Consider the following 22,048-nt stretch of genomic DNA (forward strand, 5'->3'; position numbering starts at 1 on the left):
CTGCTACGCTGATCCAGCGACGTCACGGCCCGTAGCCGACGACGGAGAATCCCGGTAGGGATCACGCATCACCTGTGCGAGACTAGGGCTCGCGCAAGCCTGGTCCTGTGGAGCAGTTTGGAGTGCTCGCCACCCTGTCAAGGTGGAGGCCGCGGGTTCAAATCCCGTCAGGACCGCCACCCTCAGGCACGCCTGAGGGGCCACCCGACTGGGGACCCCGGTCCCCAGCCACCGGGCTGGGTAGCTCAGTTGGTACGAGCGTCCGCCTGAAAAGCGGAAGGTCGCCGGTTCGACCCCGGCCCCAGCCACACGCCGCCCCCTCCTCGGAGGGGGCGTTTTCATGCCCTCGTGCGCCGACGGGCGCCAGGAGAGCCGGTCGCCGAGACGCCGCCGTGCCCTCCGCCGCTCGTCCGGGGAGGCATGGGCGTAGACCTTCATCGTCACCCGATGTCGCTGTGGCCGGCGATCCGGCGAACGATGTGCGGCGGCGCCCCGAGGTCGAGCAGGAGCAAGACGGCCGAGTGGGTCCCGTCTTTGCGGCGGGTGATGCAGCCTTCGCCGTTGGCACGCTTGGCCATCAGGAATCGTCCTCCATTCGCTCGCGCATGTAGGTCCACTTCGCCGACGGGAATCCGGCGTGAGCGGCCGATCGTGAAGCTGGGTGACCTGCGGGAACGAAATGCGGCCGTAAACCTTGCTGCGGCTGATACGGAGCGCAAAGATCACCTCGGGGACGGTCAGCGCTCCGAGGACAGCGCCGGCGGAAGCCTGTGCGGTGACGCTGTGACGGGTATGACTGATCACTCCTGTGCCTCCTCCTGGTTCGGGACGACTTAACCGCCGGATTGCCGGATGAGTTGGGCGTTGTTGGCCATGCGGGCGCAGGTCTGCCGGACGAGGTCCGGGGATGCACCGTAAATCTGCACAGAGAAACTCCAGGGGGCGGCCGTACCTACTAGACAAACCCTTGACGGACCGCCCGCGCCGGTGCAGCGAACTTGGCACCACCATCGCCGGCATCGGCCAGAGGATGCTCACCCAGACCCTGCGCACGCTCGAACGCGACGGCCTGGTCACCCGTACCCTCACCGCTGGCGTCCCGGTACGCGCCGACTACGACGACGGTGATCGTCTGGGGATGAACGTCGGTCACCGGGTGACCTCGGCGTTCGTGAGCACCGGCAACGCCCGAGCAACAGGGTGGTGTGGCGGCCGTTCATCCGGACCTTCATCGGCGGGTGACAGCCTGGGCCGCAGCGCCGTGGCGCGGTCATGCCAGGTCGTCCGCCTTGACGGTGATTCTGCGAGCGATCCTTGCCACGCCACCGACGTGGACCAGCGGGCCCTGCGAGGTTTTCCTGCTGCCTGCGGTGATGGTGGCGGGGTGGCCGAGGGAGTCGCCCATGTCCACGGCGATGCGGGCGATCCCGCGGGGTGCCAGGTGGGCGGCGAGGCAGGCGGTGCTGTTGGCGTTCGCGATGTCCTCCGGGACGCCGATGGACGGGGCGAACAGGCGGGCGGCGGTGCGGCCGTCGGCGTCCGGCTCGCAGTAGACATAGCAGCCCAGCAGGCCGAATCGGTCGCACGCGGCGCGGAGCCGGTCCGCATCCGGGGCCAGGGCGGCGAGCGCCGAGCGGGAGGGGAGCGCGAGGAGCATCCGCGGACGCCCCAGCGTGGCGACGCACGCCTCGCCCATCTCGCCCGCAGCGAGGCCCAAGGGGGGTAGAACGAGGCCGCGTTCGGCGGGGGTGGCGGCGCGCAGCGCGATGCAGTCCGTCTCGAAGACGGCCTCGACGAGCCCGTCCCGGTTGCGCACGGCTCGGCCGGTGAACGTCGTCCCCGCGACGCGCAGAACGGCCCGATACTCCTCTGTGCCCGCGCCTTCGGCCAGGACCGCAAGCGCGGCCACCGTACCGTGGCCGCACGCGGGCAGGTCCCCCTCGGCGGTGGAAAAACGCATCGAGACCACGGGGAGGCCGCCCTCGCGGCCCTCCTCGCGGACGAAGACGGCGTGGGATGTGCTCAGCAGTGCGGGTATGCGGCGGCGCTCGGCTTCGCTCGCGGGCGGCTGCTGAAGAACCGCGGTCGGACTCCCGCCGAGTCCGCCTCGCAAACACGCGTCGACGATCGCAACGGGCAGGCCGCGCCCGCTCGCGCACGGACCCTCGGATTCCTCGACGACAGGCATGAGCCGCAGTGTAGATGCGCCGGAACGCTGCTTCAGTGCGCTGCAGCGGCGGGCCCGCCGCCGTGGCCGCACGGCCTCCCAAGCACCCGCGGGACCAGCCCGCCTACCTGCGTCTGCCCTGTCAAGTTCAGCGTGTTGGCGGGGCGGGTCCCGGCCCCGGGCGGTCGGCAGTACTTGAAGGCTTGGCAGGCTGCCGAATACGGCGGCCTGCCAAGCCTTGGCGAACTCGTCCGGAGCTGACGGCGGTTGTGGTCAGAGGCCGATGTCGGCCAGCCACTGGCTTGTGGTCCGGGGGGTGACTCCCAGCAGCTTCTGGGCGGAGGTCTCCGGCGCGATCGAGCGGCCAGGCATGGCGCTCATCGCCTGGTAGGCCCCTGCGATGTCAGCGGCGGCGCTCTCCCCGATCAGGGGAGCCATTGAGGTACGGAACTCCTCGGGGGTGATCTGGTCGAAGACCACGTCCCGTCCGAGCCGGGCGCCGAACGCCCCGGCCAGATCCGGCGCCGTGATCGCCGGGTACTGGCCGACGGAGACCACGCCGGTGACGTCCGTGCGGTCGAGCAGGGCGACGACGGCGTCGGCGATGTCCAGGTGGGAGGCCCAGGAGACGGGGAAGTCGGCCCGGATCGGGTAGGGCAGTACGCCGCGCTCGCGGACCGAGCCGATGACGTGCGGCATGAGCAGGTTCTCGAGGTACAGCTCGGGCGCGACCACGGCGTGGGACACGCCGCTGTCGGCAAGGCCGGCGGCCAGGGTCGTGGCGGCACCGCCGGTGGCCGGATCGATGGGGAAGCCGCTGGTGGAGAACACGACGCGGTCCGGCCGAGCCTCGCGGACAGCGGTGAGGATATTGCGGGCGTAGGTCTGGCGGTCTTCCTCCGAGGCCACCGGCAGGTGGACGAAGATCCCCTCGGCACCTCGGTAGGCGACGGTCAGGTCGGCGGCTGAGGAGTAGCCAACGGCCACGACGCGCTGCGCGCCGTGCACGACGGCGTCGGGGTTGCGGGTCAGAGCGGTCACGGTCTTGCCCGTGGCGGCGAGAGCGGAGACAACGGGGGCGCCTTGGGCGCCGGTGGCGCCGTGAATCACGTAGGTCATCACGCCATTAGTGCATGAGGTGCACCAGTTACATCAACTGCACTAATGGGGTACGGTCAAAAATGTGACTGACCCCTGTCTGCCCGAGTGCGGCGTCGCCCGGTTCCTCACGCTGCTCAACGGACCGTGGGCCACCCTGATCGTGCGCGAACTTCTCCACGGCCCCCACCGGTTCAACCAGCTGCGCGAGGCCCTGCCCGGCATCAGCCCGCACACCCTGACCAGCCGGCTGCGCCAGTTCGAGCGGCACGGCATCGTCACCCGCACGACCTACGCGGAGATCCCGCCGCGCGTCGAGTACGCGCTGACCCCTCTCGGCGAGGGGCTGCGCGAGGTCCTGGAGGCCATGGGGACGTGGGCCATGGCGGTGCCGGATCCCGAGACCGACGTCACCGCCTGACGTACGCCTAGCCCGGCGATCCGGACACGGTCACGGTCACGGTCACACCGAGGATGCGAGCCTCTCCCGCAGGGCGTCGTTGTCGTCGTGGTGGACGACTTCCTCGAAGCACAGCCGCGGCCCGTGCTTGTCCAGCAGCGCCGCCACGATCGCGTCGAGCTGTTCGCGGTGCTCCTTCGTCCGCGCTTGGAGGTATGCCTCGCGGACGTCTTCGGGCTGGTCGGACAGGACCTGGTCCAAGCGCTCGCGGATGTACCGCTTGAGGTTGATGTGCTCCATGAACACCTCACCGACTCCCGCCTCGACGAGCCGGCCGAAGAGGTCGTCCAGGAGTTCGGTCAGGGTGGCGAAGTGGGGCAGGAGCGGGCCGACGAAGGCGTAGGTGGGGACGCCGGCCTCGTTGAGTTCGGCCAGGGTGCGCAGGCGGCGGGAGGCGAACGGGGCGCGGACCTCCGGCCAGCGGCTGACCTTGTCGTCGGTGGTGGCGTCCACCGCCAGGACGAGCCGTCCGTCGACCGCCTGCGGCGCTGGGGCAGCGCGGCCAGAAGCCGGCCGAGCCGCGTTGTGTCGATGCGATCGCGGTTCAGTGCGTCGTACATGGCGCCCTGCCACGCCGGTGCTCGGCGGTCAAGGTCAGGTCGACCGGAGCGGTCATCGGCCCCCTAGCATGGGCCAACACTTCGGAATCAGAATCAGCGGCAAGGAGGGGTTCGATGCCGGACTCACTGGTGACGCCATTGTGTGGCCGTCTGGGGATCGAGTTGCCCCTCATCCAGGCACCCATCGGCTCGGCCGCCACCCCGGAACTGGTGGCTGCCGTCTCGAACGCGGGCGGCCTGGGCATGCTGGCGCTGACCTGGATGAGCGAGCAGGAGGCGGTGCGGCAGGTGCAGCAGGTCCGCGAGCTGACGGACCGGCCGTTCGGGGTGAACCTGGTGCTGGACTTCGCGATCGACCATCTGCTTGCCGTGTGTCTGGAGGCGGGTGTGCAGGTCATCTCCACGTTCTGGGGCGACCCGGCGACCGTACGCGAACGCGTGCATGCTCGCGGCGCCCTTCACCTGCACACCGTCGGCTCGGTCGCCGAGGCCGGGCAGGCGGTGCGCGCGGGCGTCGATGTGCTGGTCGCGCAGGGCTGGGAGGCCGGCGGCCACGTCAGGGGCCAGGTCGCCACGATGGCGCTGGTCCCCGCGGTGGTCGATGCCGCCAAGGCTGCGCCGGTCGTCGCCGCCGGAGGCATCGCCGACGGACGCGGTCTGGCCGCCGCCCTCACCCTAGGGGCGCAGGCGGCCTGGCTCGGCACCCGCTTCCTGACCGCGCGTGAGGCGGCCACCCATGCGTCGTACCGTCAGGCCGTGCTTCGCGCGCACGGGGAGGATGCCGTGTATACACGGTGTTTCGACGGCGGCTGGCCGAACGCCCCGCATCGGGCCCTCGGAAACGCCACTCTGACCGCTTGGGATGCCGCTGGGCGTCCGTCTGCCCCCCACCGGCCCGGCGAGGGGGAGGTGGTCGCCACCGGCCCTGATGGCCACCCTCACAAGCGCTACGACGACATGATTCCCGTACCCGGCATGACGGGAGAGCCCGAGGCACTGGCCCTGTACGCGGGCCAGTCAGCCGGTCTCGTCCACGACCAGGTCTCTGCAGGAGACCTCGTGACGACGATCGCTGCCCAGGCCCGGCAGGCGCTCGCGCACGCCGCCAGCTGACGCTGGCGCATTCCTTGCACCAGGGGAGCGCCCATGTCGCTGATGTACCGGGTCGCACATCACGACGCGGACGTATCCGCGCTCCCGGAGTCGATGAGAGCCATCGTCGCGCGCTGCCTCCGTCGCGATGCGCCGACCCGGATCACCACGGGCGAACTCCTGGCCGCACTTGACGATGAAGCCGTCGACGGGGATTCCCGACCGCCAGGCATTCGTGGCGTTCACAGAGAAGTTGCGCGCCGACTACGAGGTGCTTCGCCCAAGCCGTGACCGTGTGGGGTGCCAGGTCGCGGCCGCGGTACGTGGGGTGGGTCCAGGCGCCGGCTTCGGCGGAGTGCGGGGGCGATGCCGGGGTGTGGCAGATCGAGACCGGGGTGTCGTCGTGGACGGCCATCGCCCACGGGCCCAGCGTGCCCGTCGTCAGTTCGGCCCACTCCCCCGGTTCCCAGTGGCCGGCCGCCGCAGGCTCCACGCGCGGCGCAGGCCCGGCGCGTCCGACACCAGCAGCGGGAGCGGGGCCGGGGGCAGCGCGGGAGGGTCCGTGGATGACGTAGCTGGGGCCGCCCTCCAGGTGCCGTCCAGGGTTCGGGCCAGGGCCCGCATCGCACTCGGGGCCCTTTCCGCTTCGTACGGAGGCGATCCCGACACCAGGCCGCGTTCGTGCTCCGTACCCGCCAGGTCCTCCGCCGCCGGCCACCAGCCGCGCCCCCGGCGACAACGCCCAGACCGCCCCGACGCCCGGCGTACGGACCGCCGGCAGCCCGTGCACCCCCGCTACCTGCAGCACCGGCAGCCGCCCCTCGTCCTATGTCACAGGCGACCGACTTAGCGTGATATATGGCTTTTGAACTGCTCAGTCCCCCTGCCGAAATAGTTCGCCCACGCCCCCGCCCGGGTGAGATCCTTGACTCCGTATGTCCACTTCCGCCACCCCCAGCCTCGCCGACCTCGGCGCCCGCCTGTCCGCTCTCACGCTCCGCGACGAGCAGCGGCTCGGCCGCCGCCTCGACGGCGCCCGCCGCGTCCGCAAGCCGGAGGCGCGGGCCGCCGTGCTCGCCGAGATCGCCGCCGCGGTCGACGCCGCGGAGCTGACCGCCGAGCGCCGCCGCGCCGCGGTGCCCCCCGTGTCGTATCCGCAGGAGCTGCCGGTCAGCCAGAAGAAGGACGACATCCTCGCGGCCATACGCGACCACCAGGTCGTGATCGTCGCGGGCGAGACCGGGTCGGGCAAGACGACCCAGATCCCCAAGATCTGCCTGGAGCTGGGCCGCGGCGTCCGCGGCCTCATCGGCCATACGCAGCCCCGCCGCATCGCCGCCCGCACGGTGGCCGAGCGCGTCGCCGAGGAGCTGCGCACCCCGCTCGGCGAGGCCGTCGGGTGGAAGGTCCGCTTCACCGACCAGGTCGGCGGCGACACGCTCGTCAAGCTCATGACCGACGGCATCCTGCTCGCCGAGATCCAGACGGACCGCGAGCTGCGCCAGTACGACACGATCATCATCGACGAGGCGCACGAGCGCAGCCTGAACATCGACTTCCTGCTGGGCTACCTCGCCCGGCTCCTCCCCCGCCGCCCCGACCTCAAGGTCGTCATCACCTCCGCGACCATCGACCCGGAGCGCTTCTCCCGGCACTTCGGCGACGCCCCGATCGTCGAGGTCAGCGGCCGTACGTACCCGGTCGAGGTGCGCTACCGCCCGCTCCTCGACGAGGGTGCGGAAGACAGCGACCGGGACCAGATCAGCGCCATCTGCGACGCCGTCGACGAGCTCCAGGCCGAGGGCGACGGCTCCGGCGACATCCTCGTCTTCCTCTCCGGCGAGCGCGAGATCCGCGACACCGCGGACGCGCTCGCGAAGCAGAGGCTCCGCAACACCGAGGTCCTCCCCCTCTACGCCCGCCTCTCGCACGCCGAGCAGCACCGCGTCTTCCAGAGACACGGCAGCAGACGCGTCGTGCTGGCCACGAACGTCGCCGAGACCTCGCTCACCGTCCCCGGCATCCGGTACGTGATCGACACCGGCTTCGCCCGCATCTCCCGCTACAGCCACCGCACCAAGGTCCAGCGTCTGCCCATCGAGCCCATCTCGCAGGCCAGCGCCAACCAGCGCAAGGGCCGCTGCGGCCGGCTCGCCGACGGCATCTGCATCCGGCTCTACGCGGAGGAGGACTTCCTCGCCCGCCCCGAGTTCACCGACGCGGAGATCCTCCGTACGAACCTGGCGTCCGTCATCCTCCAGATGACCGCCGCCGGCCTCGGCGACATCGAGAAGTTCCCCTTCATCGACCCGCCGGACAGCCGCAACATCAAGGCGGGCGTCCAGCTTCTGGAGGAGCTGCACGCGCTCGACACCGCTCAGAAGGACCCGAAGAAGCGGCTCACCCAGACCGGCCGCAAGCTCGCCCAGTTGCCCGTCGACCCGCGGCTCGCCCGCATGGTGCTGGAGGCCGAGCGCAACGGGTGCGTACGCGAGGTCATGGTCATCGCCTCCGCACTGTCCATCCAGGACCCGCGCGAGCGCCCCGCTGACAAACAGCAGCAGGCCGACCAGCACCACGCCCGCTTCCGCGACGAGTCCAGCGACTTCGTGACGTTCCTCAACCTGTGGACGTACGTGCGCGAGCAGCAGAAGGCGCTGTCCTCGTCCGCGTTCCGGCGCATGTGCAAGCGCGAGTTCCTCAACTACCTGCGTATACGCGAGTGGCAGGACATCTACTCCCAACTGCGCACGATCGCCCGCGGCATGGGAATCCACCCCGCCGACCAGGACGCCGCGCCCGACCTGGTCCACCAGTCGCTGCTCGCCGGGCTGCTCAGCCACATCGGGCTGAAGAACGCGGGTGGGGAGGGCGGGAGAGAAGGGGCCGCGAAGAACGAGTACCTGGGCGCGCGCAGCGCGAAGTTCGCCGTCTTCCCCGGCTCCGCGCTCTTCAAGAAGCCGCCGCGCTGGATCATGTCGGCCGAACTGGTCGAGACCTCCCGGCTGTGGGCGCGGGTCAACGCGAAGGTCGAGCCCGACTGGATCGAGCCGCTGGCGCAGCACCTGGTCAAGCGCACGTACAGCGAGCCGCACTGGGAGAAGGACCAGGCCGCGGTGATGGCGTACGAGCGCGTCACCCTCTACGGCGTGCCGCTGGTGGCCCGCCGCTCGGTCAACTACGGCCGTATCGACCCCGAGACCTGCCGCGACCTCTTCATCCGGCACGCGCTGGTCGAGGGCGACTGGCGGACGCACCACAAGTTCTTCGCCGCCAACCGCCGCCTGCTCACCGAGGTCGAGGAGCTGGAGCACCGGGCCCGCCGCCGCGACATCCTCGTGGACGACGAGACGCTCTTCGACTTCTACGACCAGCGCGTCCCCGCGGACGTCGTGTCGGGGGCGCACTTCGACTCCTGGTGGAAGAAGAAGCAGCGCGAAGAGCCGGAACTGCTCAACTTCGAGAAGTCGATGCTCATCAACGAGCAGGCGGAGGGCGTCACCAAGGACGACTACCCCGACTCCTGGCGGCAGGGCAAGCTGAAGCTGCGGGTGACGTACCAGTTCGAGCCGGGCACGGACGCGGACGGCGTCACCGTGCACGTACCGTTGCAGATCCTCAACCAGGTGGTCCCGGAGGGCTTCGACTGGCAGATCCCGGGGCTGCGCGAGGACGTGGTCACCGAGCTGATCCGCTCGCTCCCGAAGCCGATCCGGCGCAACTACGTGCCGGCGCCGAACTACGCCAAGGCGTTCCTGGAGCGGGCCGTGCCCGTCCAGGAGCCGCTGACGACGGCGCTGGCGCGGGAGCTCCAGCGGATGGTGGGAGTGCCGGTCGCGGCGGAGGACTTCGACTGGGGCAAGGTGCCGGACCACCTGAAGGTCACGTTCCGCGTGACCGACGAACGGCGGCGGCAACTCGCGGAATCGAAGGATCTGGAGGAGCTGCGGCTGAAGCTGAAGCCCAAGACGCAGGCGGCGATCACCCGGGCGTTCGACGAGGCGGCGGGGGCCGGGAGGGGCGCGCGCGGCGCCGAGGCGGAGAGCGGCGCAGGCGCCCCCGCGCTGGACCGGCGCACCGGCCTCACTTCCTGGACCGTCGGCGCCCTCCCCCGCACCTTCGAGACCCGCCGCCAGGGCCACACCGTCAAGGCGTACCCGGCGCTGGTGGACGAGGGCGAGACGGTCGCGGTGCGGCTGTACGACACGGAGGCGGAGCAGGCCGCCGCCATGTGGACCGGCACCCGCCGGCTCATCCTGCTCCAACTTCCCTCCAACCCCGCTAAGTTCGCCAACAGCACGCTCTCCAACCAGGCGAAGCTCGCCCTCTCCCGCACCCCGCACGGCGGCGTACAGGCCCTCTTCGAGGACTGCGTGACGGCCTCCGCGGACCGGCTCATCGCGGCCCACGGCGGGCCCGCGTGGGACGAGGAGGGCTTCCGCAAGCTCTTCGACTCCGTACGGGCCGACATCGTCGACGCGACGATGCAGACCATCCGGCAGGTGCAGGAGGTGCTGGCGGCCTGGCACGCCTGCGAGGGGCGACTGCGGGCCGTCAAGAGCCCCGTGCTGGCCGAGTCCGCGGCGGACGTGCGCGAGCAGTTGGCGTGGCTGGTGAAGCCAGGCTTCGTCACCGAGCACGGCGCGGGCCGGCTGCCGGACCTGCTGCGCTACCTCGTCGCGGCGGACCGCCGGCTGCAGCAGCTCCCGACGCACGCGGAGCGCGACCGGGCGCGGATGGCGAAGGTCAAGGAGATGCAGGACGAGTACGCGTGGCTGCTGGAGCAGCAGCCGCGGGGGCGGCCGGTGCCGAAGGCGGTACGGGACGTGCGGTGGATGATCGAGGAGCTGCGGGTCAGCTACTTCGCGCACGCGCTGGGGACGGCGTATCCGGTCTCCGACAAGCGGATCGTGAAGGCGGTCGACGCGCTGGTGCCGCCGACGAGGTGAGCCCCCCGGGAACCGGTTCGACCGGCGGCCTGAGCTGCTGTAGAGTCAGGCACGCGCGTTCGCGCAAGCAAGGTCCTGTGGAGCAGTTTGGAGTGCTCGCCACCCTGTCAAGGTGGAGGCCGCGGGTTCAAATCCCGTCAGGACCGCACAGTCCCCCCTCGGCCCGGTCCGAGGCCGCGCCCGCGGCGAAGCCGCAGACAGACGCAGCACATCCCGTCAGGACCGCACAGCAACTCGTCAGAACTCAGCAGCCTCCGTCGTCACGGCGGGGGCTTTCTGTTTCTCCCGTGGCGCGTTCACCCTGGTACGCGGTCTAGACCGGCTGCCCGTTTTCTTGACGGGCGTACGGCCACCGGGTAGTCAACGGCTATGACGACGACGGTGCGACACGAGACCAAGGCCCTTCTGCGCGCCCATCTCTCCGCCGCCTCGTCCTACGGGCACCTCACCCCCCACTGCGCCGTCTGCAGCCGTCTGCTGCGGCTGGCGATGGAGTCCGGGCAGCCGCCGGAGATCGCGGACGCGAACGACGGCGCGAGGGCGAACGACGCCGCGGAGACGGCCGCGCGGGACGGGGCAACGCTCCCGGCGTAGGGCAGGAGTTGACGAGGAGTCACTATCGCAGCGGAGACCAAGGCCGCAAGCCGTCACGACTGTGACGGGGATCACTCATTCGGTTTCGAAAGATGCGGATTTACGTCCCCCTTAGGTCAGGTCAATTTTGTATATGCCATTGCACCCATGCCCGGACGGGCACCGACACTTCCGGACGTCGCGTACGCGAACGGCCCCCGGCGGCCGCCCGGGGAGGGCGGCCACTGGGGGCCGGTCGGCAAATCGCGCTGGACCCGGCGGAGTCCAGCGCGATCGATGACGCTGCGTCGCGTGTGGTGCGAGGGGCGTGAGCCGGGCTAGGGGGTCCCGGCCGGCCCCGGCGACGCGGGTGGGTCAGGCCTCGCTGCGCTGCTGCGGAATGCCCGCCAGCAGTGCACGGACCTCCGCCTCGCGGTAGCGGCGATGCCCGCCGAGCGTGCGGATAGACGTGAGCTTGCCGGCCTTCGCCCAGCGCGTGACCGTCTTCGGGTCAACGCGGAACATCGTGGCTACCTCGGCGGGGGTCAGCAGCGGCTCGGCGTCAGGGGTGCGAGCGGTCATGAGCGGCCTCCTCGGGAGAACCGAACCTTCTCGGTTCTTTCCTCTAAATTCTGCACCTTGACCCTCGTTGACCGATATGGCCAACGGGGGTCGAGTCGGTAATAGGACGAACGTCTTGTCCTCGGCACTACAACTACACCATCTGTCCAGCGGCGTCGGCCAAACCGATGGAATTGCCCTCTGAGGTGTTCAACCTCGACGGATCCCGCTGGACCGTGCCATAGCGGACAGTCACACCTTCGTGACGATCAGTCACAGCACCACCAGGGGCCACAAGGTCTCCCACGAGAGGATCAATGCTCGGCATTCCACCCTAAGTTGGACGGAACATACCCCATCTGGACTCCTTGCCCTATATCGTCACCCAGGCTACGCGGTGACGGCAAGACCCAGGTACGTGCTTTCCATCACGCTTGACCAAATAGCCTGGTTCGGGACCTTCGTCCGGGACCAACGTCCCCAGGGGCAGGGACCGAACGGCCCCTTCCGTACCGAGGCATGGCGGGACACTAGTCCGGATTTGTTCGTCGCACTAGTGAGCGCCTGTCCGACCCCTTGCCAGGACCCCCGACGGCGCCCCCGTCCGGCCGCCGCCAAGCGCCCCGCCGGAGCGCCCTAGCTGGCGAACTGCCGCTCGCGCACCACGCCCCAGCGGTCCGTCAGCCGCTGGTACGCCCGCCCGGCCCGCTCCTCGTCCCCGGCCGCCAGCGCCGCGATGCCCTCCGCGACCTCCGCCGCGGACCGGTCCTCCGCCAGGTGCTCCTTCGGCAGGACGTGCACGAGGCCGCCGTAGTCCAGCTCCACCAGCGACCGCGGATGGAACTCTTCCAGCCACTTTCCGACGTCCACCAGACCCTCGACCAGCGGCGCCTGCCCCACCGCGTCGCGCAGCGCCTTCAGCCCGCGGGCCACCCGGCGCCTGGCCTGCACCATGGGCGTGCGGTAGCGCAGCAGGGTGCGCTCGCCGGTCTCGTACTCCCGCTCCTCGTCGGAGAAGAGCACGAACCAGCGCATCGGCACCGTCCACACCGCGGACCTGATCCAGGGGCGGGCGTCCGGGTTCTCCACCCGCCAGCGCGCGTGATCGGCGAGCGCCTGTTCCCGTACGACCTCGGGCAGCGCCGCCTCAAGCACCGGCTTGGGCAGCTCCTCGACCAGTTCGTCCAGCGCCAGCCAGCTCCGCAGCCGGGTGCGCCAGGGGCACACGCACGTCACGCCGTCCACGTCGGCGACGAAGGCGTCGCCGCTCTCGTGCGCGGGGGCCGCCGTCGGCGGGGTGCCGGCCAGCCCGGCGAGCGCCCGCAGCAGCTCGTCCTGGCTGGTGGGGGCGGCTTCGCGGGCGGCGTAGCGGTACCAGTGGGTGCGTTCGGGTTCCGGGAAGGCGGCCAGCGGCTCGTACACGCGCAGATACGTCGCGTACGGGATCACCAGTGACGACATCACGGCCACACCCTCTCCCCTCGCCCACGTACGTATCCGAGTCTCCCGCAGACTATGGTGCTGAGTCCTCCGGGGGGACGCCTCCTGGGGACCCGAGACCCCGCCGGGGGGTCCCGGAGGGCGGCGCCGCTCTACGCTTGAGCCACTACCTGCCCTCCCCACCCCTGGAGGGCAGCAGCCCGCGACCAAACCGGAGTCACCACCGTGACCGACGTTCTCTCCACACTCTTCCGCTCCGATCAGGGCGGACATGAACAGGTTGTCCTCTGCCAGGACCGCGAGACCGGCCTCAAGGCGGTCATCGCCCTGCACTCCACCGCCCTGGGCCCGGCCCTCGGCGGCACCCGCTTCCACGACTACGCCTCGTCGGACGACCCCGAGCAGGCCGCGGTCCTGGACGCGCTCAACCTCTCCCGCGGCATGTCCTACAAGAACGCGATGGCGGGCCTCGACCACGGCGGCGGCAAGGCCGTGATCATCGGCGACCCCGACCAGGCGAAGACCGAGGACCTGCTGCTGGCCTACGGCCGCTTCGTCGCCTCGCTCGGCGGGCGCTACGTCACGGCCTGCGACGTCGGCACGTACGTCGAGGACATGGACGTGGTCGCCCGTACGAACAGGTGGACCACCGGCCGCTCGCCCGAGAACGGCGGCTGCGGCGACTCCTCCGTCCTGACGGCGTTCGGCGTCTTCCAGGGCATGCGCGCGGTGGCCGAGCACCTGTGGGGCACGCCGTCGCTGCGCGGCCGGCGGGTCGGCATCGCCGGGGTCGGCAAGGTGGGGCACATCCTGGTGGACCACCTGGTGGCGGACGGCGCGGAGGTCGTGGTCACCGACGTACGGGAGGAGTCGGTGGCGCGGGTACGGGCGGCGCACCCCGGCGTGGCCGTGGTGGCGGACACGGACGCGCTGATCCGCCAGCCGCTGGACGTGTACGCGCCGTGCGCGCTGGGCGGGGCGCTCAGCGACGAGACGGTGCGCGTGCTCGCCGCGAAGGCCGTCTGCGGCGCCGCGAACAACCAGCTCGCGCACCCGGGCGTGGAGAAGGACCTGGCCGACCGCGGGATCCTCTACGCCCCGGACTACGTGGTCAACGCGGGCGGCGTCATCCAGGTCGCCGACGAGCTGCACGGCTTCGACATGGACCGGGCGCGGGCGAAGGCCGCGCGGATCTTCGACACGACGGTGGAGATATTCCACCGGGCGGCGTCCGACGGCGTACCCCCGGCGGTGGCGGCGGACCGGATCGCAGAGCAGCGCATGGCGGAGGCCAGGCGCCGCGGCTGAACGCCGTACGCCCCCGGGCGCCCTTCGGCCCGCCCCACGCACGGCGGGGCGGGCGAGGGGAATGTGCGCATTCGCCAAGGCAAAGCAGCGACGTCACGTAACGCATCTCACCACCGCGCGGCGGGTCGCTCCTCGTCAGACGATAGAATCGGGTCTTGACCAGCGGGGACGCGGGCTCCACCGGGATCGGCGGCGGGGCCCGTGCTGCCAGCGACGTACCGTCAGGGTGCAGAAACAGGTACCGTTGAACCCCGATGGACGGTCTCTCTTAACGGAGAGTCCGCTTCCGATCATGAACGCGTGTCAGACTCTGGGGCCACCGAGCCCCGTCGTTTGAGGGGGTCGACCCATGGGGCGCGGCCGGGCCAAGGCCAAGCAGACGAAGGTCGCCCGCCAGCTGAAGTACAGCAGCGGTGGGACTGACCTCTCACGCCTTGCCGAAGAGCTGGGCGCATCGACGACGAAGCCGCCGTCGAACGGTCAACAGCAACAGCAGCAGCAAGTCGAGGAAGAGTCTCCCGACGACGACCTGTACGCACGCTACGCGGAGCTGTACGAGGACGAGGACGACGACGACGGCGGCGAGGACTCGGCCGGCTCGTCGGAGCAGCGTCGCGGGGCCTGAACGGCAGACAGCAAATCGGAGCTCGGCTCGGGGGCACCCCCGGACGGGCCCTTTTTGCTGCCGTGAATCGGGCCCAGCCGTCCGCACACTCAGGGCGTACGGGCCCGTAGGCACACTCCGCGCACGCGACGCGGGCGCCGTACGCCCGGTACGCGGCGTACACGCCGGCGGCGGCCGTCTCAGCGGGCATAGTCCCCCGTAAGCTCGACACCACCCGTCCCCGTCTCCTCCTGCCCGCGCACCTCTCCGGCGACCCAGGCGTCGACCCCGCGGTCCGCGAGCAGCGCGAGCGTCACGTCCACCGACGTCTGCGGCACGACGGCGACCATGCCGACGCCCATGTTCAGCGTCCGCTCCAGCTCCGCCCGCTCGACCCGGCCCACCTCCCCGACCACGTCGAAGACGGCGCCCGGCGCCCAGGTCCCGCGGTCGATGACGACCCGCAGTCCTTCGGGCACCACCCGGGCCAGGTTGCTGGCGAGCCCGCCGCCCGTGACGTGCGAGAAGGCGTGCACCTCGGTGGCGCGCAGCAGCGCGAGGCAGTCCAGCGAGTAGATCTTCGTCGGCTCCAGCAGTTCCTCGCCGAGCGTGCGGCCGAACTCCGGCACCGCCCGGTCCAGCGCCCAGCCCGCGCGGTCCAGCAGGACGTGGCGCACCAGCGAGTACCCGTTGGAGTGAAGGCCCGAGGAGGCCATCGCGACGACCGCGTCGCCCGTACGGATGCGATCGGCGCCCAATACCGCGTCCGCCTCGACGACGCCGGTGCCGGCGCCCGCCACGTCGTACTCGTCGGGGCCCAGCAGCCCGGGGTGCTCCGCCGTCTCGCCGCCGACCAGCGCGCAGCCGGCTAGCACGCAGCCCTCGGCGATGCCCTTGACGATCGCCGCGACCCGCTCCGGCACGACCTTGCCGACGCAGATGTAGTCCGTCATGAACAGCGGCTCGGCGCCGGTGACCACCAAGTCGTCGACGACCATGGCGACCAGGTCGTGCCCGATCGTGTCGTGCACGTCCATGCGCTGCGCGACCGCGACCTTCGTGCCCACGCCGTCCGTCGCGGAGGCGAGCAGGGGGCGCTCGTAGCGCTTGAGCGCGGAGGCGTCGAAGAGGCCGGCGAAGCCGCCGAGCGCGCCGACCGACTCCGGCCGCCGGGTCTTCTTCACCCACTCCTTCATCAGCTCGACGGCGCGGTCACCGGCCTCGATGTCGACGCCCGCCGCCGCGTAGGAGCCGGGGGCGGGGGGCTGGCTGGCACCAGACATGGCGTTGGGGTCCTCCGGGTCGTTCACCTGGGATCGGATGGGGACTGGGCGCCGGCGCTACGGACGGCGCAGGGCGTCGGCGGCGTCGCGCCCGCCGGCGACCTCGGTCTCCAGCAGGTGCTTGCCCAGCAGCTCCGGGTCGGGCAGGTCCATCGGGTACTCGCCGTCGAAGCAGGCGCGGCAGAGGTCGTTCTTGGGGATGCCGGTGGCCTCGATCATGCGGTCGGTGGAGATGTACGCGAGCGAGTCCGCGCCCAGCGACTGGCAGATCTCCTCCACCGACATGCCGTTGGCGATCAGCTCGGCGCGGGTGGCGAAGTCGATGCCGAAGAAGCACGGCCACTTGATGGGCGGCGACGAGATGCGCACGTGCACCTCGGCGGCGCCGGCCTCGCGGAGCATCCGCACCAGCGCACGCTGCGTGTTCCCGCGGACGATGGAGTCGTCCACGACGACGAGGCGCTTGCCGCCGATGACCTCCTTGAGCGGGTTCAGCTTCAGCCGGATGCCGAGCTGCCGGATGGTCTGGGAGGGCTGGATGAAGGTCCGGCCCACGTAGCTGTTCTTGACCAGCCCGGCCCCGTACGGGATGCCGCTGGCCTCCGCGTACCCGATGGCGGCGGGGGTGCCGGACTCGGGCGTCGGTATCACCAGATCGGCGTCGGCGGGGGCCTCCGCGGCGAGCTGGCGGCCCATCTCGACGCGGGAGAGGTAGACGTTCCGGCCGGCGATCTCGGTGTCGGGCCGGGCGAGGTACACGTACTCGAAGACACACCCCTTGGGCTTTGCCTCGGCAAAGCGGCTGGCGCGCAGCCCGTTCTCGTCGATCGCGATCAGCTCGCCCGGCTCCACCTCGCGGATGAAGCTGGCCCCGACGATGTCGAGCCCGGCGCTCTCCGACGCCACCACCCAGCCGCGGTCGAGGCGCCCGAGCACGAGCGGCCTGATGCCCTGGGGGTCGCGGGCGGCGTAGAGCGTCTGCTCGTCCATGAAGACGAGGCTGAACGCGCCCTTGGCCCGCCGCAGCACCAGCGGCGCGGCCTCCTCCACGGTGAGCGGCTTGCCGTCGTCGTCGACCTGCCCGGCGAGGAGCGCGGTCACGAGGTCGGTGTCGTTGGTCGCCGCCGCCCTGCCGCTGCGCGAGCCGCCGTCCGGGGGCAGCGCGGCGACCATCTCGGACAGCTCGGCGGTGTTGACGAGGTTGCCGTTGTGGCCGAGCGCGAGCGACCCGTGGGGGGTGGCCCGGAAGGTGGGCTGCGCGTTCTCCCACACGGAGGCACCGGTGGTCGAGTAGCGCGCGTGACCCACGGCGATGTGGCCCTGGAGGGAGCCGAGGGATGTCTCGTCGAAGACCTGCGAGACCAGGCCCATGTCCTTGAAGACGAGGATCTGTGAACCGTTGCTCACCGCGATTCCCGCGGACTCCTGTCCCCGGTGTTGCAGTGCATACAGTCCGAAGTAGGTGAGCTTGGCGACCTCCTCACCCGGGGCCCAGACGCCGAAGACGCCGCAGGCGTCCTGGGGGCCCTTCTCGCCGGGAAGCAGGTCGTGGTTGAGTCGTCCGTCACCACGCACAAGACCACTGTAACCCGTCTGGATCTGAACCAGCCGAGCCAGGTGACCAGCGTCCCTGCCACGCGGGCGGCCTCTTCCCGGGGCACAGCCCGAAGATCGGACGCCCACACGGGGGTGTGCCCCGTACGGACAGTGAGGCTTGTCACTGTCGCCATCGGCGCTCTCGACGCGTCAGGCGAGCTTGACGGGCATGAGATCAGCTTCCCATGCCGCCGACGCGCCGCACCCGCGGGCCGGCTGCCCACCTCTGACGGCTTCCAGGATCGAGAATGGAGCCACGTTGCCGACCGGGAGGCTTTCCGTGCACGCCGTCATCGTCTGGTGGGACCTGGCCGACTCCGGCCAGACCATCGAATCCCTGCGCCACTACCTGCGCGAGGAGTCCGTCTCCGCCTTCGCGGACGTACCCGGACTTCGCTTCAAGATGTGGCTCTCCGACCCTGATGCCGACCGGTGGGGGGCGGTGCTGCTGTGGGAGTCGGAAGAGGCGTCCCGGCAGCAGTTGCCGAGCCGCGCGGTCGAACTGATCGGGTACGAGCCGACCGTTGCGCACGAGTTCGACGTGGAGGCCACCGTCGAAGGCCGCTTCGCGGTAGAGCAACTCGCCCTGCGCGGCCTGGCCTTCCCCGAAGGCACCCAGCCCGCCCAGCAGTAAAGCCCTGCTCAGCCGTCCGGGTTCGACGGCGCCCGCATCTCCTCGTACGCCTCACGCAAGTCGGGCGCTTCCGGTAGTGCTTGCGACTCCGCTGCGTTCACGATCTCCAGCGCGCGCCAGTGGTTCGACGGCACCACCCGCCCGCTGAGCATCGCCAGCCGGGCCGCATCGCACGCTTCGTCGAGCCGGCCGTCAGCGAGCAGCACCAGAGCGAGGTCGATGGTGGCGGAGGCCACCCGGCGCGGCCATTTCTGCACGTCGTCCGACGGGCTCAGCCGGGCGATCACCTCGCGCGCGTACGGCTCCGCACCGCGGTCGCCGAGCCACGCGAGCGTCGTCGCCGTGTAGGCGAGTGCCTTCGCCGGGTCGTACTGGTAGTGGTGCTCCTTCGGACGTTCCGACAGCCCCATCGCCGCGGACATCCGCTGGACGCGCTCGATGGCCGCGTAGGTCTCCCGCGCCTCGCCCAGCCTCGCCAGCGCGCGCCCCTCCTGCGCCGTCGCCTGGACCAGCGCGGACGTACCGGCGGGGGCCAGGGACTGCGCCGCGCGGGACAGTTCGAGAGCGCGGGCGTAATCCCCCGCAGTGAGCACGCGCCACGCGTCCGTCTCGTAGCACCACGCCTCTATCTCGCGGTGCTCGGCTTCGCGCGCCAGGGTCGCGGCAGTCCCCAAGCGCGCTGTCGCCGCATCCCGCTGATCGAGGTCGACGTGCACTGTCGCGCCCAGCAGCGACAGCCACCCGCCCACGGTGAGGAGCCGGCGGCGCTCCGCGAGGGTCGCCCGTTCGTCGAGGAGTTGCGCGACGTACGCAGTGTGCTTCCGCACTCGCCGCAGGAGGACCTGCGGGGGCGTGACCGGGTAGGCCGTGGCTAACTCGTCGAAGGCCCGCTCAAGCTGCGTCAGGGTCTCGCCGCCCACGTCGCTCACGTGCACGCGCCGCGCCAACTCCCATGCCGCTGTCTCGTCGTCCACGGCTTCCGCGTCGAGCGCAGCCCAGCGCGCCGGAGACGTGCCGAGGAGCGCGGTGAGCTGGGCGGGGGTCACCTCCAGCGCGCGGGCGAGCTTCGGACGTTGCCACGGCTGCGGGTTGCTCTCGCCGCTTTCCCAGCGCTGCACGGTCGACGGCGCGACCCCGACACGTTCAGCCAGGTCTTCCTGCGAATGCCCCAAGGATCGTCGACGCTCGGACATACGTACGCGCCTGACAGCCATGGCCTCACCGCTTCGTATCGCGCATCTCCCCTGGTCAGCCTACCCGTTGCGGTACCGGTGGGGCCGAATTGCGGCGAAGTTGCTGTGGTCCCGCAGGGCGCCAGCGGATTGCCTGGTCACCGGCAGTTGCACGCCGTCCTGCCACTGCCCCCATCCCCCACTGCCCCATCGCCAGGGAGACGAACATGGCGAACGAATCGCAGCAGTCCGTCCAGACCGTTCAGAGCACGACCGTCGACACCTTCACACCCCTTCCGCGCAGACCCCGGGGCGCGAGTCTCGATCACCGTGGCCGGATCGCTGGTGCGGGCCCGGCCGTGGATCCGCCCGCCCCAGACGGCGGCAACCGGCTTGCCGGGAAGCGGCAGTTCGCCCGTAGGGCGAGGGCGGTGGGTCGTGCGCGGGACTTCGTCGCAAGCCTGCTCGACCCCGACGTCGACGCCAAGACCGCCGACGACATCCGCCTCTGCGTCTCCGAACTCGCCACCAACGCCGTCCGGTACGGGCCGCGCGGCCGGGACTTCCTCGTCCGGGTCGCCACCCGCGACGACGCCGTACGCATCGAAGTGCACGACGCCGGGGACGGCCCTCCCCGCCTGTGCACACCCGGTCGCGACGACTGCCACGGCCGCGGACTCCACGTCGTCGCGGCCCTCGCCGACGAATGGGGCGTCAGCGAACGTACCGGCCCCGGCAAGGCGGTCTGGGCCGAGTTCAGGGTCGGCGGGTGATCGACCGCCGGCACCATGCCCGACGCGGTCACGCCGCCCGTCGCCGCCGCCAGGCGTGCGGTGATCTCCCCGGCGGTCAGGACCAGCGCGAAGCCCTTGCGCAGGACCGCGAGTTCGGGTTCCTGGCGGGACTCGTCGTCGGTGGCCGTGACGTCGGAGCCGAAGACGACCTCGTAGCCGCGTTCGTACGCCTGCCGGGCCGTGGTGCCGCAGCAGTAGTTCGTGAGCGTGCCCGTGACGATGACCGTGTCGCGGCCGAGGTTGCGCAGCATCGTGTCGAGCGGGGTGTCGTAGAACGCGCCGTAGGAGGGCTTGCGGATCACCACTTCGTCGGGGCGGCGGCCCATAGGGGCCCAGACCTCGGCGGGGCCCGGGCGGCGCCAGTCGGTGTCGGCGTGCGGGAGGAACCGCAGGGCACGGGGGCGGTCCAGGCCGAGGTGGGTGTCGTCGAAGATGGTCCAGATCACCGGGACAGCGGCGGCCCGGCAGTCTTCGATCAGGCGTTGCAGGCGGGGTGCCATCCGGGTGGCCGCGGGGACCCAGTACGGGCTCCAGCCGGGGCGGACGAACTCGTCCTGCATGTCGATGACCAGCAACGCTGTCCGTTCGGGTCGTACATGGAAGGACGCCCGGCCGCTCTCGTAGGCCGTACGCGCCCGCGCGGTCACCCACTCCTCGGTGTACGTCATCGCCATCCCGTCTCCCGTACATCGTTTCGATACACCTCGTTTCGATGTGCGAGAGTAACACCATGCTCGAACTCGCGATCCTGGGATTCCTGGCGGAGGAGCCGCTCCACGGCTACCAACTGCGCCGCCGCATCGCCCACCTGTCCGGCCACACCCGGCCGGTCAGCGACGGCAGCCTCTACCCCGCGATCAACCGGCTGGTCCGGGCCGGGCTGCTCGACCGGCGGACCGAGCCGGGCGCCTCCGCCGCGCAGCGGCAGACACTGAGCCTCACCGACGCCGGCCGCGAGGAGCTGCTGCGCCGGCTGCGGGAGGCCGACGGCCTGGATGTCAGCGACAGCAGCCGGTTCTTCACCGTCCTGGCCTTCCTCTCCCGCCTGCCCGACACCGCCGACCAGCACGCGGTGCTGCGCCGCCGGCTGGACTTCCTCGAACAGCCGGCGAGCTTCTTCCACGACGGCGACCGCCCGCTGAGTGCCGGCGACACCGACGACCCGTACCGGCGCGGCATGCTCACCGTCGCCCGCGCGACCAGCCGGGCGGAAAGGGCCTGGCTGCGGGAGACGCTGGGCTGACACGGCACCGGCCGGGACTGACATGGGGCCGGAAATTCCCGGCCCGACCGGCTCGGCCCGCCGGCGGGGCGGTCGGGCCCGGTTAGTCGGGCCCGGTTACGGGGCTTCGCCGACCAGGGCCGTCTCGGCGCGGAGCGCCCGCAGGGTGTCGAGTTCGCGGTCGATGTCCCGTCGCTTGGCCTCGAGCCGCTCGACTTCCTGGGAGAGCAACCGCTCCATCACGCCCGTACGCTCCTCGGGCGGGGCCTCCAGGCAGGGCAGCACCTCGTGGACCGTGGTGCTCGACAGGCCGGCGGCGAACAGGTGCTGGATCATGACCACCCGCTCGACCATGGAGCCGTCGAAGTCCCGCCACCCGCCGGGGGTACGCCGGGAGCGGATGAGGCCCTGCTCCTCGTAATACCGCAGGGAACGGGTGCTGACGCCGCTCGCGGCGGCCAGCTCGCCGATGCGCATGACTCCTCTCCTGGCTGGTCGCCGGGTGTCCATTCTTGCACTTGACACCGGTGTGAAG

Annotated in this window: 19 protein-coding genes, 3 tRNA genes and 2 pseudogenes; 13 read left to right on the forward strand and 11 right to left on the reverse strand. The window is 70.9% G+C overall.

Annotated elements, in window-relative coordinates; all coding sequences use genetic code 11:
* Positions 1 to 101: 101 nt before the first annotated feature.
* Positions 102 to 179, forward strand: a tRNA-Asp gene (locus tag FB457_RS19655).
* Positions 180 to 234: 55 nt separating this feature from the next.
* Positions 235 to 308 (forward strand) — tRNA-Phe (locus FB457_RS19660).
* 132 nt (positions 309 to 440) lie between these two features.
* Here FB457_RS19660 and FB457_RS36285 read toward each other — a convergent pair.
* Complete coding sequence (locus FB457_RS36285; RefSeq protein WP_486589078.1) at positions 441 to 578, reverse strand: site-specific integrase; 138 nt, start codon at positions 576 to 578, stop codon at positions 441 to 443.
* A 329-nt stretch (positions 579 to 907) separates the two neighbouring features.
* On the opposite strand from FB457_RS36285, the pseudogene FB457_RS19670 reads away from it, so the two are divergent.
* Positions 908 to 1,060 (forward strand): annotated as a pseudogene (locus FB457_RS19670) (winged helix-turn-helix transcriptional regulator); the annotation flags it as partial.
* A 210-nt stretch (positions 1,061 to 1,270) separates the two neighbouring features.
* On the opposite strand, the gene FB457_RS19675 reads toward FB457_RS19670, so the two are convergent.
* Together FB457_RS19675 and FB457_RS19680 are read right to left on the reverse strand one after the other, a co-directional pair.
* Positions 1,271 to 2,188, reverse strand: coding sequence for a PhzF family phenazine biosynthesis protein (locus FB457_RS19675; protein WP_145782604.1), 918 nt, complete (start codon positions 2,186 to 2,188; stop codon positions 1,271 to 1,273).
* Positions 2,189 to 2,440: 252 nt separating this feature from the next.
* Positions 2,441 to 3,286 carry an NmrA family NAD(P)-binding protein gene (locus FB457_RS19680; protein ID WP_145782606.1) on the reverse strand — a complete coding sequence of 282 codons (846 nt, stop codon included), beginning with the start codon at positions 3,284 to 3,286 and terminating at the stop codon, positions 2,441 to 2,443.
* A 64-nt stretch (positions 3,287 to 3,350) separates the two neighbouring features.
* On the opposite strand from FB457_RS19680, the gene FB457_RS19685 reads away from it, so the two are divergent.
* The gene (locus tag FB457_RS19685; RefSeq protein ID WP_145782607.1) at positions 3,351 to 3,686 is read left to right on the forward strand and encodes a winged helix-turn-helix transcriptional regulator; all 336 of its coding nucleotides are present in this window, start codon (positions 3,351 to 3,353) and stop codon (positions 3,684 to 3,686) included.
* A gap of 42 nt (positions 3,687 to 3,728) precedes the next feature.
* Here the strand turns inward: FB457_RS19685 and FB457_RS19690 are convergent, their stop codons facing one another.
* On the reverse strand, positions 3,729 to 4,178 hold the full coding sequence (locus tag FB457_RS19690) for a radical SAM family protein (protein WP_486589079.1): 450 nt from the start codon (positions 4,176 to 4,178) through the stop codon (positions 3,729 to 3,731).
* Between the two features lie 221 nt (positions 4,179 to 4,399).
* Here FB457_RS19690 and FB457_RS19695 point away from each other — a divergent pair, with 221 nt between their 5' ends.
* From FB457_RS19695 to FB457_RS19715, 4 genes are all read left to right on the forward strand, one after another.
* On the forward strand, positions 4,400 to 5,398 hold the full coding sequence (locus FB457_RS19695) for a nitronate monooxygenase (RefSeq protein WP_145782609.1): 999 nt from the start codon (positions 4,400 to 4,402) through the stop codon (positions 5,396 to 5,398).
* A 914-nt stretch (positions 5,399 to 6,312) separates the two neighbouring features.
* Positions 6,313 to 10,326: an ATP-dependent RNA helicase HrpA gene (hrpA, locus tag FB457_RS19705; RefSeq protein ID WP_047017162.1), complete on the forward strand. Its 4,014-nt coding sequence runs from the start codon at positions 6,313 to 6,315 to the stop codon at positions 10,324 to 10,326.
* 71 nt (positions 10,327 to 10,397) lie between these two features.
* Positions 10,398 to 10,472: transfer RNA gene (locus FB457_RS19710), tRNA-Asp, on the forward strand.
* Positions 10,473 to 10,695: 223 nt separating this feature from the next.
* Positions 10,696 to 10,920, forward strand: coding sequence for a DUF6274 family protein (locus FB457_RS19715; protein ID WP_145782611.1), 225 nt, complete (start codon positions 10,696 to 10,698; stop codon positions 10,918 to 10,920).
* Between the two features lie 354 nt (positions 10,921 to 11,274).
* Here FB457_RS19715 and bldC read toward each other — a convergent pair whose 3' ends face one another.
* The gene (gene bldC, locus FB457_RS19720) at positions 11,275 to 11,481 is read right to left on the reverse strand and encodes a developmental transcriptional regulator BldC (RefSeq protein ID WP_003949541.1); all 207 of its coding nucleotides are present in this window, start codon (positions 11,479 to 11,481) and stop codon (positions 11,275 to 11,277) included.
* Between the two features lie 615 nt (positions 11,482 to 12,096).
* Complete coding sequence (locus FB457_RS19725; RefSeq protein WP_047017160.1) at positions 12,097 to 12,930, reverse strand: DUF8083 family protein; 834 nt, start codon at positions 12,928 to 12,930, stop codon at positions 12,097 to 12,099.
* A 195-nt stretch (positions 12,931 to 13,125) separates the two neighbouring features.
* Between FB457_RS19725 and FB457_RS19730 the strand changes: the two genes are divergently transcribed.
* Both FB457_RS19730 and FB457_RS19735 read left to right on the forward strand, forming a co-directional pair.
* Entirely contained in the window at positions 13,126 to 14,208 is a 1,083-nt protein-coding gene (locus FB457_RS19730) for a Leu/Phe/Val dehydrogenase (RefSeq protein WP_047017159.1), read from the forward strand.
* 349 nt (positions 14,209 to 14,557) lie between these two features.
* Positions 14,558 to 14,833: a DUF3073 domain-containing protein gene (locus tag FB457_RS19735; RefSeq protein WP_145782613.1), complete on the forward strand. Its 276-nt coding sequence runs from the start codon at positions 14,558 to 14,560 to the stop codon at positions 14,831 to 14,833.
* A gap of 179 nt (positions 14,834 to 15,012) precedes the next feature.
* Here the strand turns inward: FB457_RS19735 and purM are convergent, their stop codons facing one another.
* Together purM and purF are read right to left on the reverse strand one after the other, a co-directional pair.
* Positions 15,013 to 16,095 carry a phosphoribosylformylglycinamidine cyclo-ligase gene (purM, locus tag FB457_RS19740; RefSeq protein WP_047017157.1) on the reverse strand — a complete coding sequence of 361 codons (1,083 nt, stop codon included), beginning with the start codon at positions 16,093 to 16,095 and terminating at the stop codon, positions 15,013 to 15,015.
* A gap of 57 nt (positions 16,096 to 16,152) precedes the next feature.
* Entirely contained in the window at positions 16,153 to 17,670 is a 1,518-nt protein-coding gene (gene purF, locus FB457_RS19745; RefSeq protein ID WP_186462008.1) for an amidophosphoribosyltransferase, read from the reverse strand.
* A gap of 301 nt (positions 17,671 to 17,971) precedes the next feature.
* On the opposite strand from purF, the gene FB457_RS19750 reads away from it, so the two are divergent.
* Positions 17,972 to 18,325, forward strand: coding sequence for a hypothetical protein (locus tag FB457_RS19750; RefSeq protein WP_145782615.1), 354 nt, complete (start codon positions 17,972 to 17,974; stop codon positions 18,323 to 18,325).
* Between the two features lie 8 nt (positions 18,326 to 18,333).
* Here the strand turns inward: FB457_RS19750 and FB457_RS19755 are convergent, their stop codons facing one another.
* Positions 18,334 to 19,539: an NsdA family TPR-like regulatory protein gene (locus FB457_RS19755; protein ID WP_186462009.1), complete on the reverse strand. Its 1,206-nt coding sequence runs from the start codon at positions 19,537 to 19,539 to the stop codon at positions 18,334 to 18,336.
* Positions 19,540 to 19,724: 185 nt separating this feature from the next.
* On the opposite strand from FB457_RS19755, the gene FB457_RS19760 reads away from it, so the two are divergent.
* Positions 19,725 to 20,270, forward strand: coding sequence for an ATP-binding protein (locus tag FB457_RS19760; protein ID WP_145782665.1), 546 nt, complete (start codon positions 19,725 to 19,727; stop codon positions 20,268 to 20,270).
* A gap of 83 nt (positions 20,271 to 20,353) precedes the next feature.
* Here the strand turns inward: FB457_RS19760 and FB457_RS19765 are convergent.
* Positions 20,354 to 20,965 (reverse strand): annotated as a pseudogene (locus tag FB457_RS19765) (cysteine hydrolase family protein); the annotation flags it as partial.
* A 38-nt stretch (positions 20,966 to 21,003) separates the two neighbouring features.
* Between FB457_RS19765 and FB457_RS19770 the strand changes: the two are divergent.
* Positions 21,004 to 21,534: a PadR family transcriptional regulator gene (locus FB457_RS19770; protein WP_107086132.1), complete on the forward strand. Its 531-nt coding sequence runs from the start codon at positions 21,004 to 21,006 to the stop codon at positions 21,532 to 21,534.
* A 96-nt stretch (positions 21,535 to 21,630) separates the two neighbouring features.
* Here FB457_RS19770 and FB457_RS19775 read toward each other — a convergent pair whose 3' ends face one another.
* Complete coding sequence (locus FB457_RS19775) at positions 21,631 to 21,990, reverse strand: MerR family transcriptional regulator (RefSeq protein ID WP_047017152.1); 360 nt, start codon at positions 21,988 to 21,990, stop codon at positions 21,631 to 21,633.
* Positions 21,991 to 22,048 lie beyond the last annotated feature (58 nt).

The sequence above is a fragment of the Streptomyces sp. CNZ287 genome, from assembly GCF_007827615.1.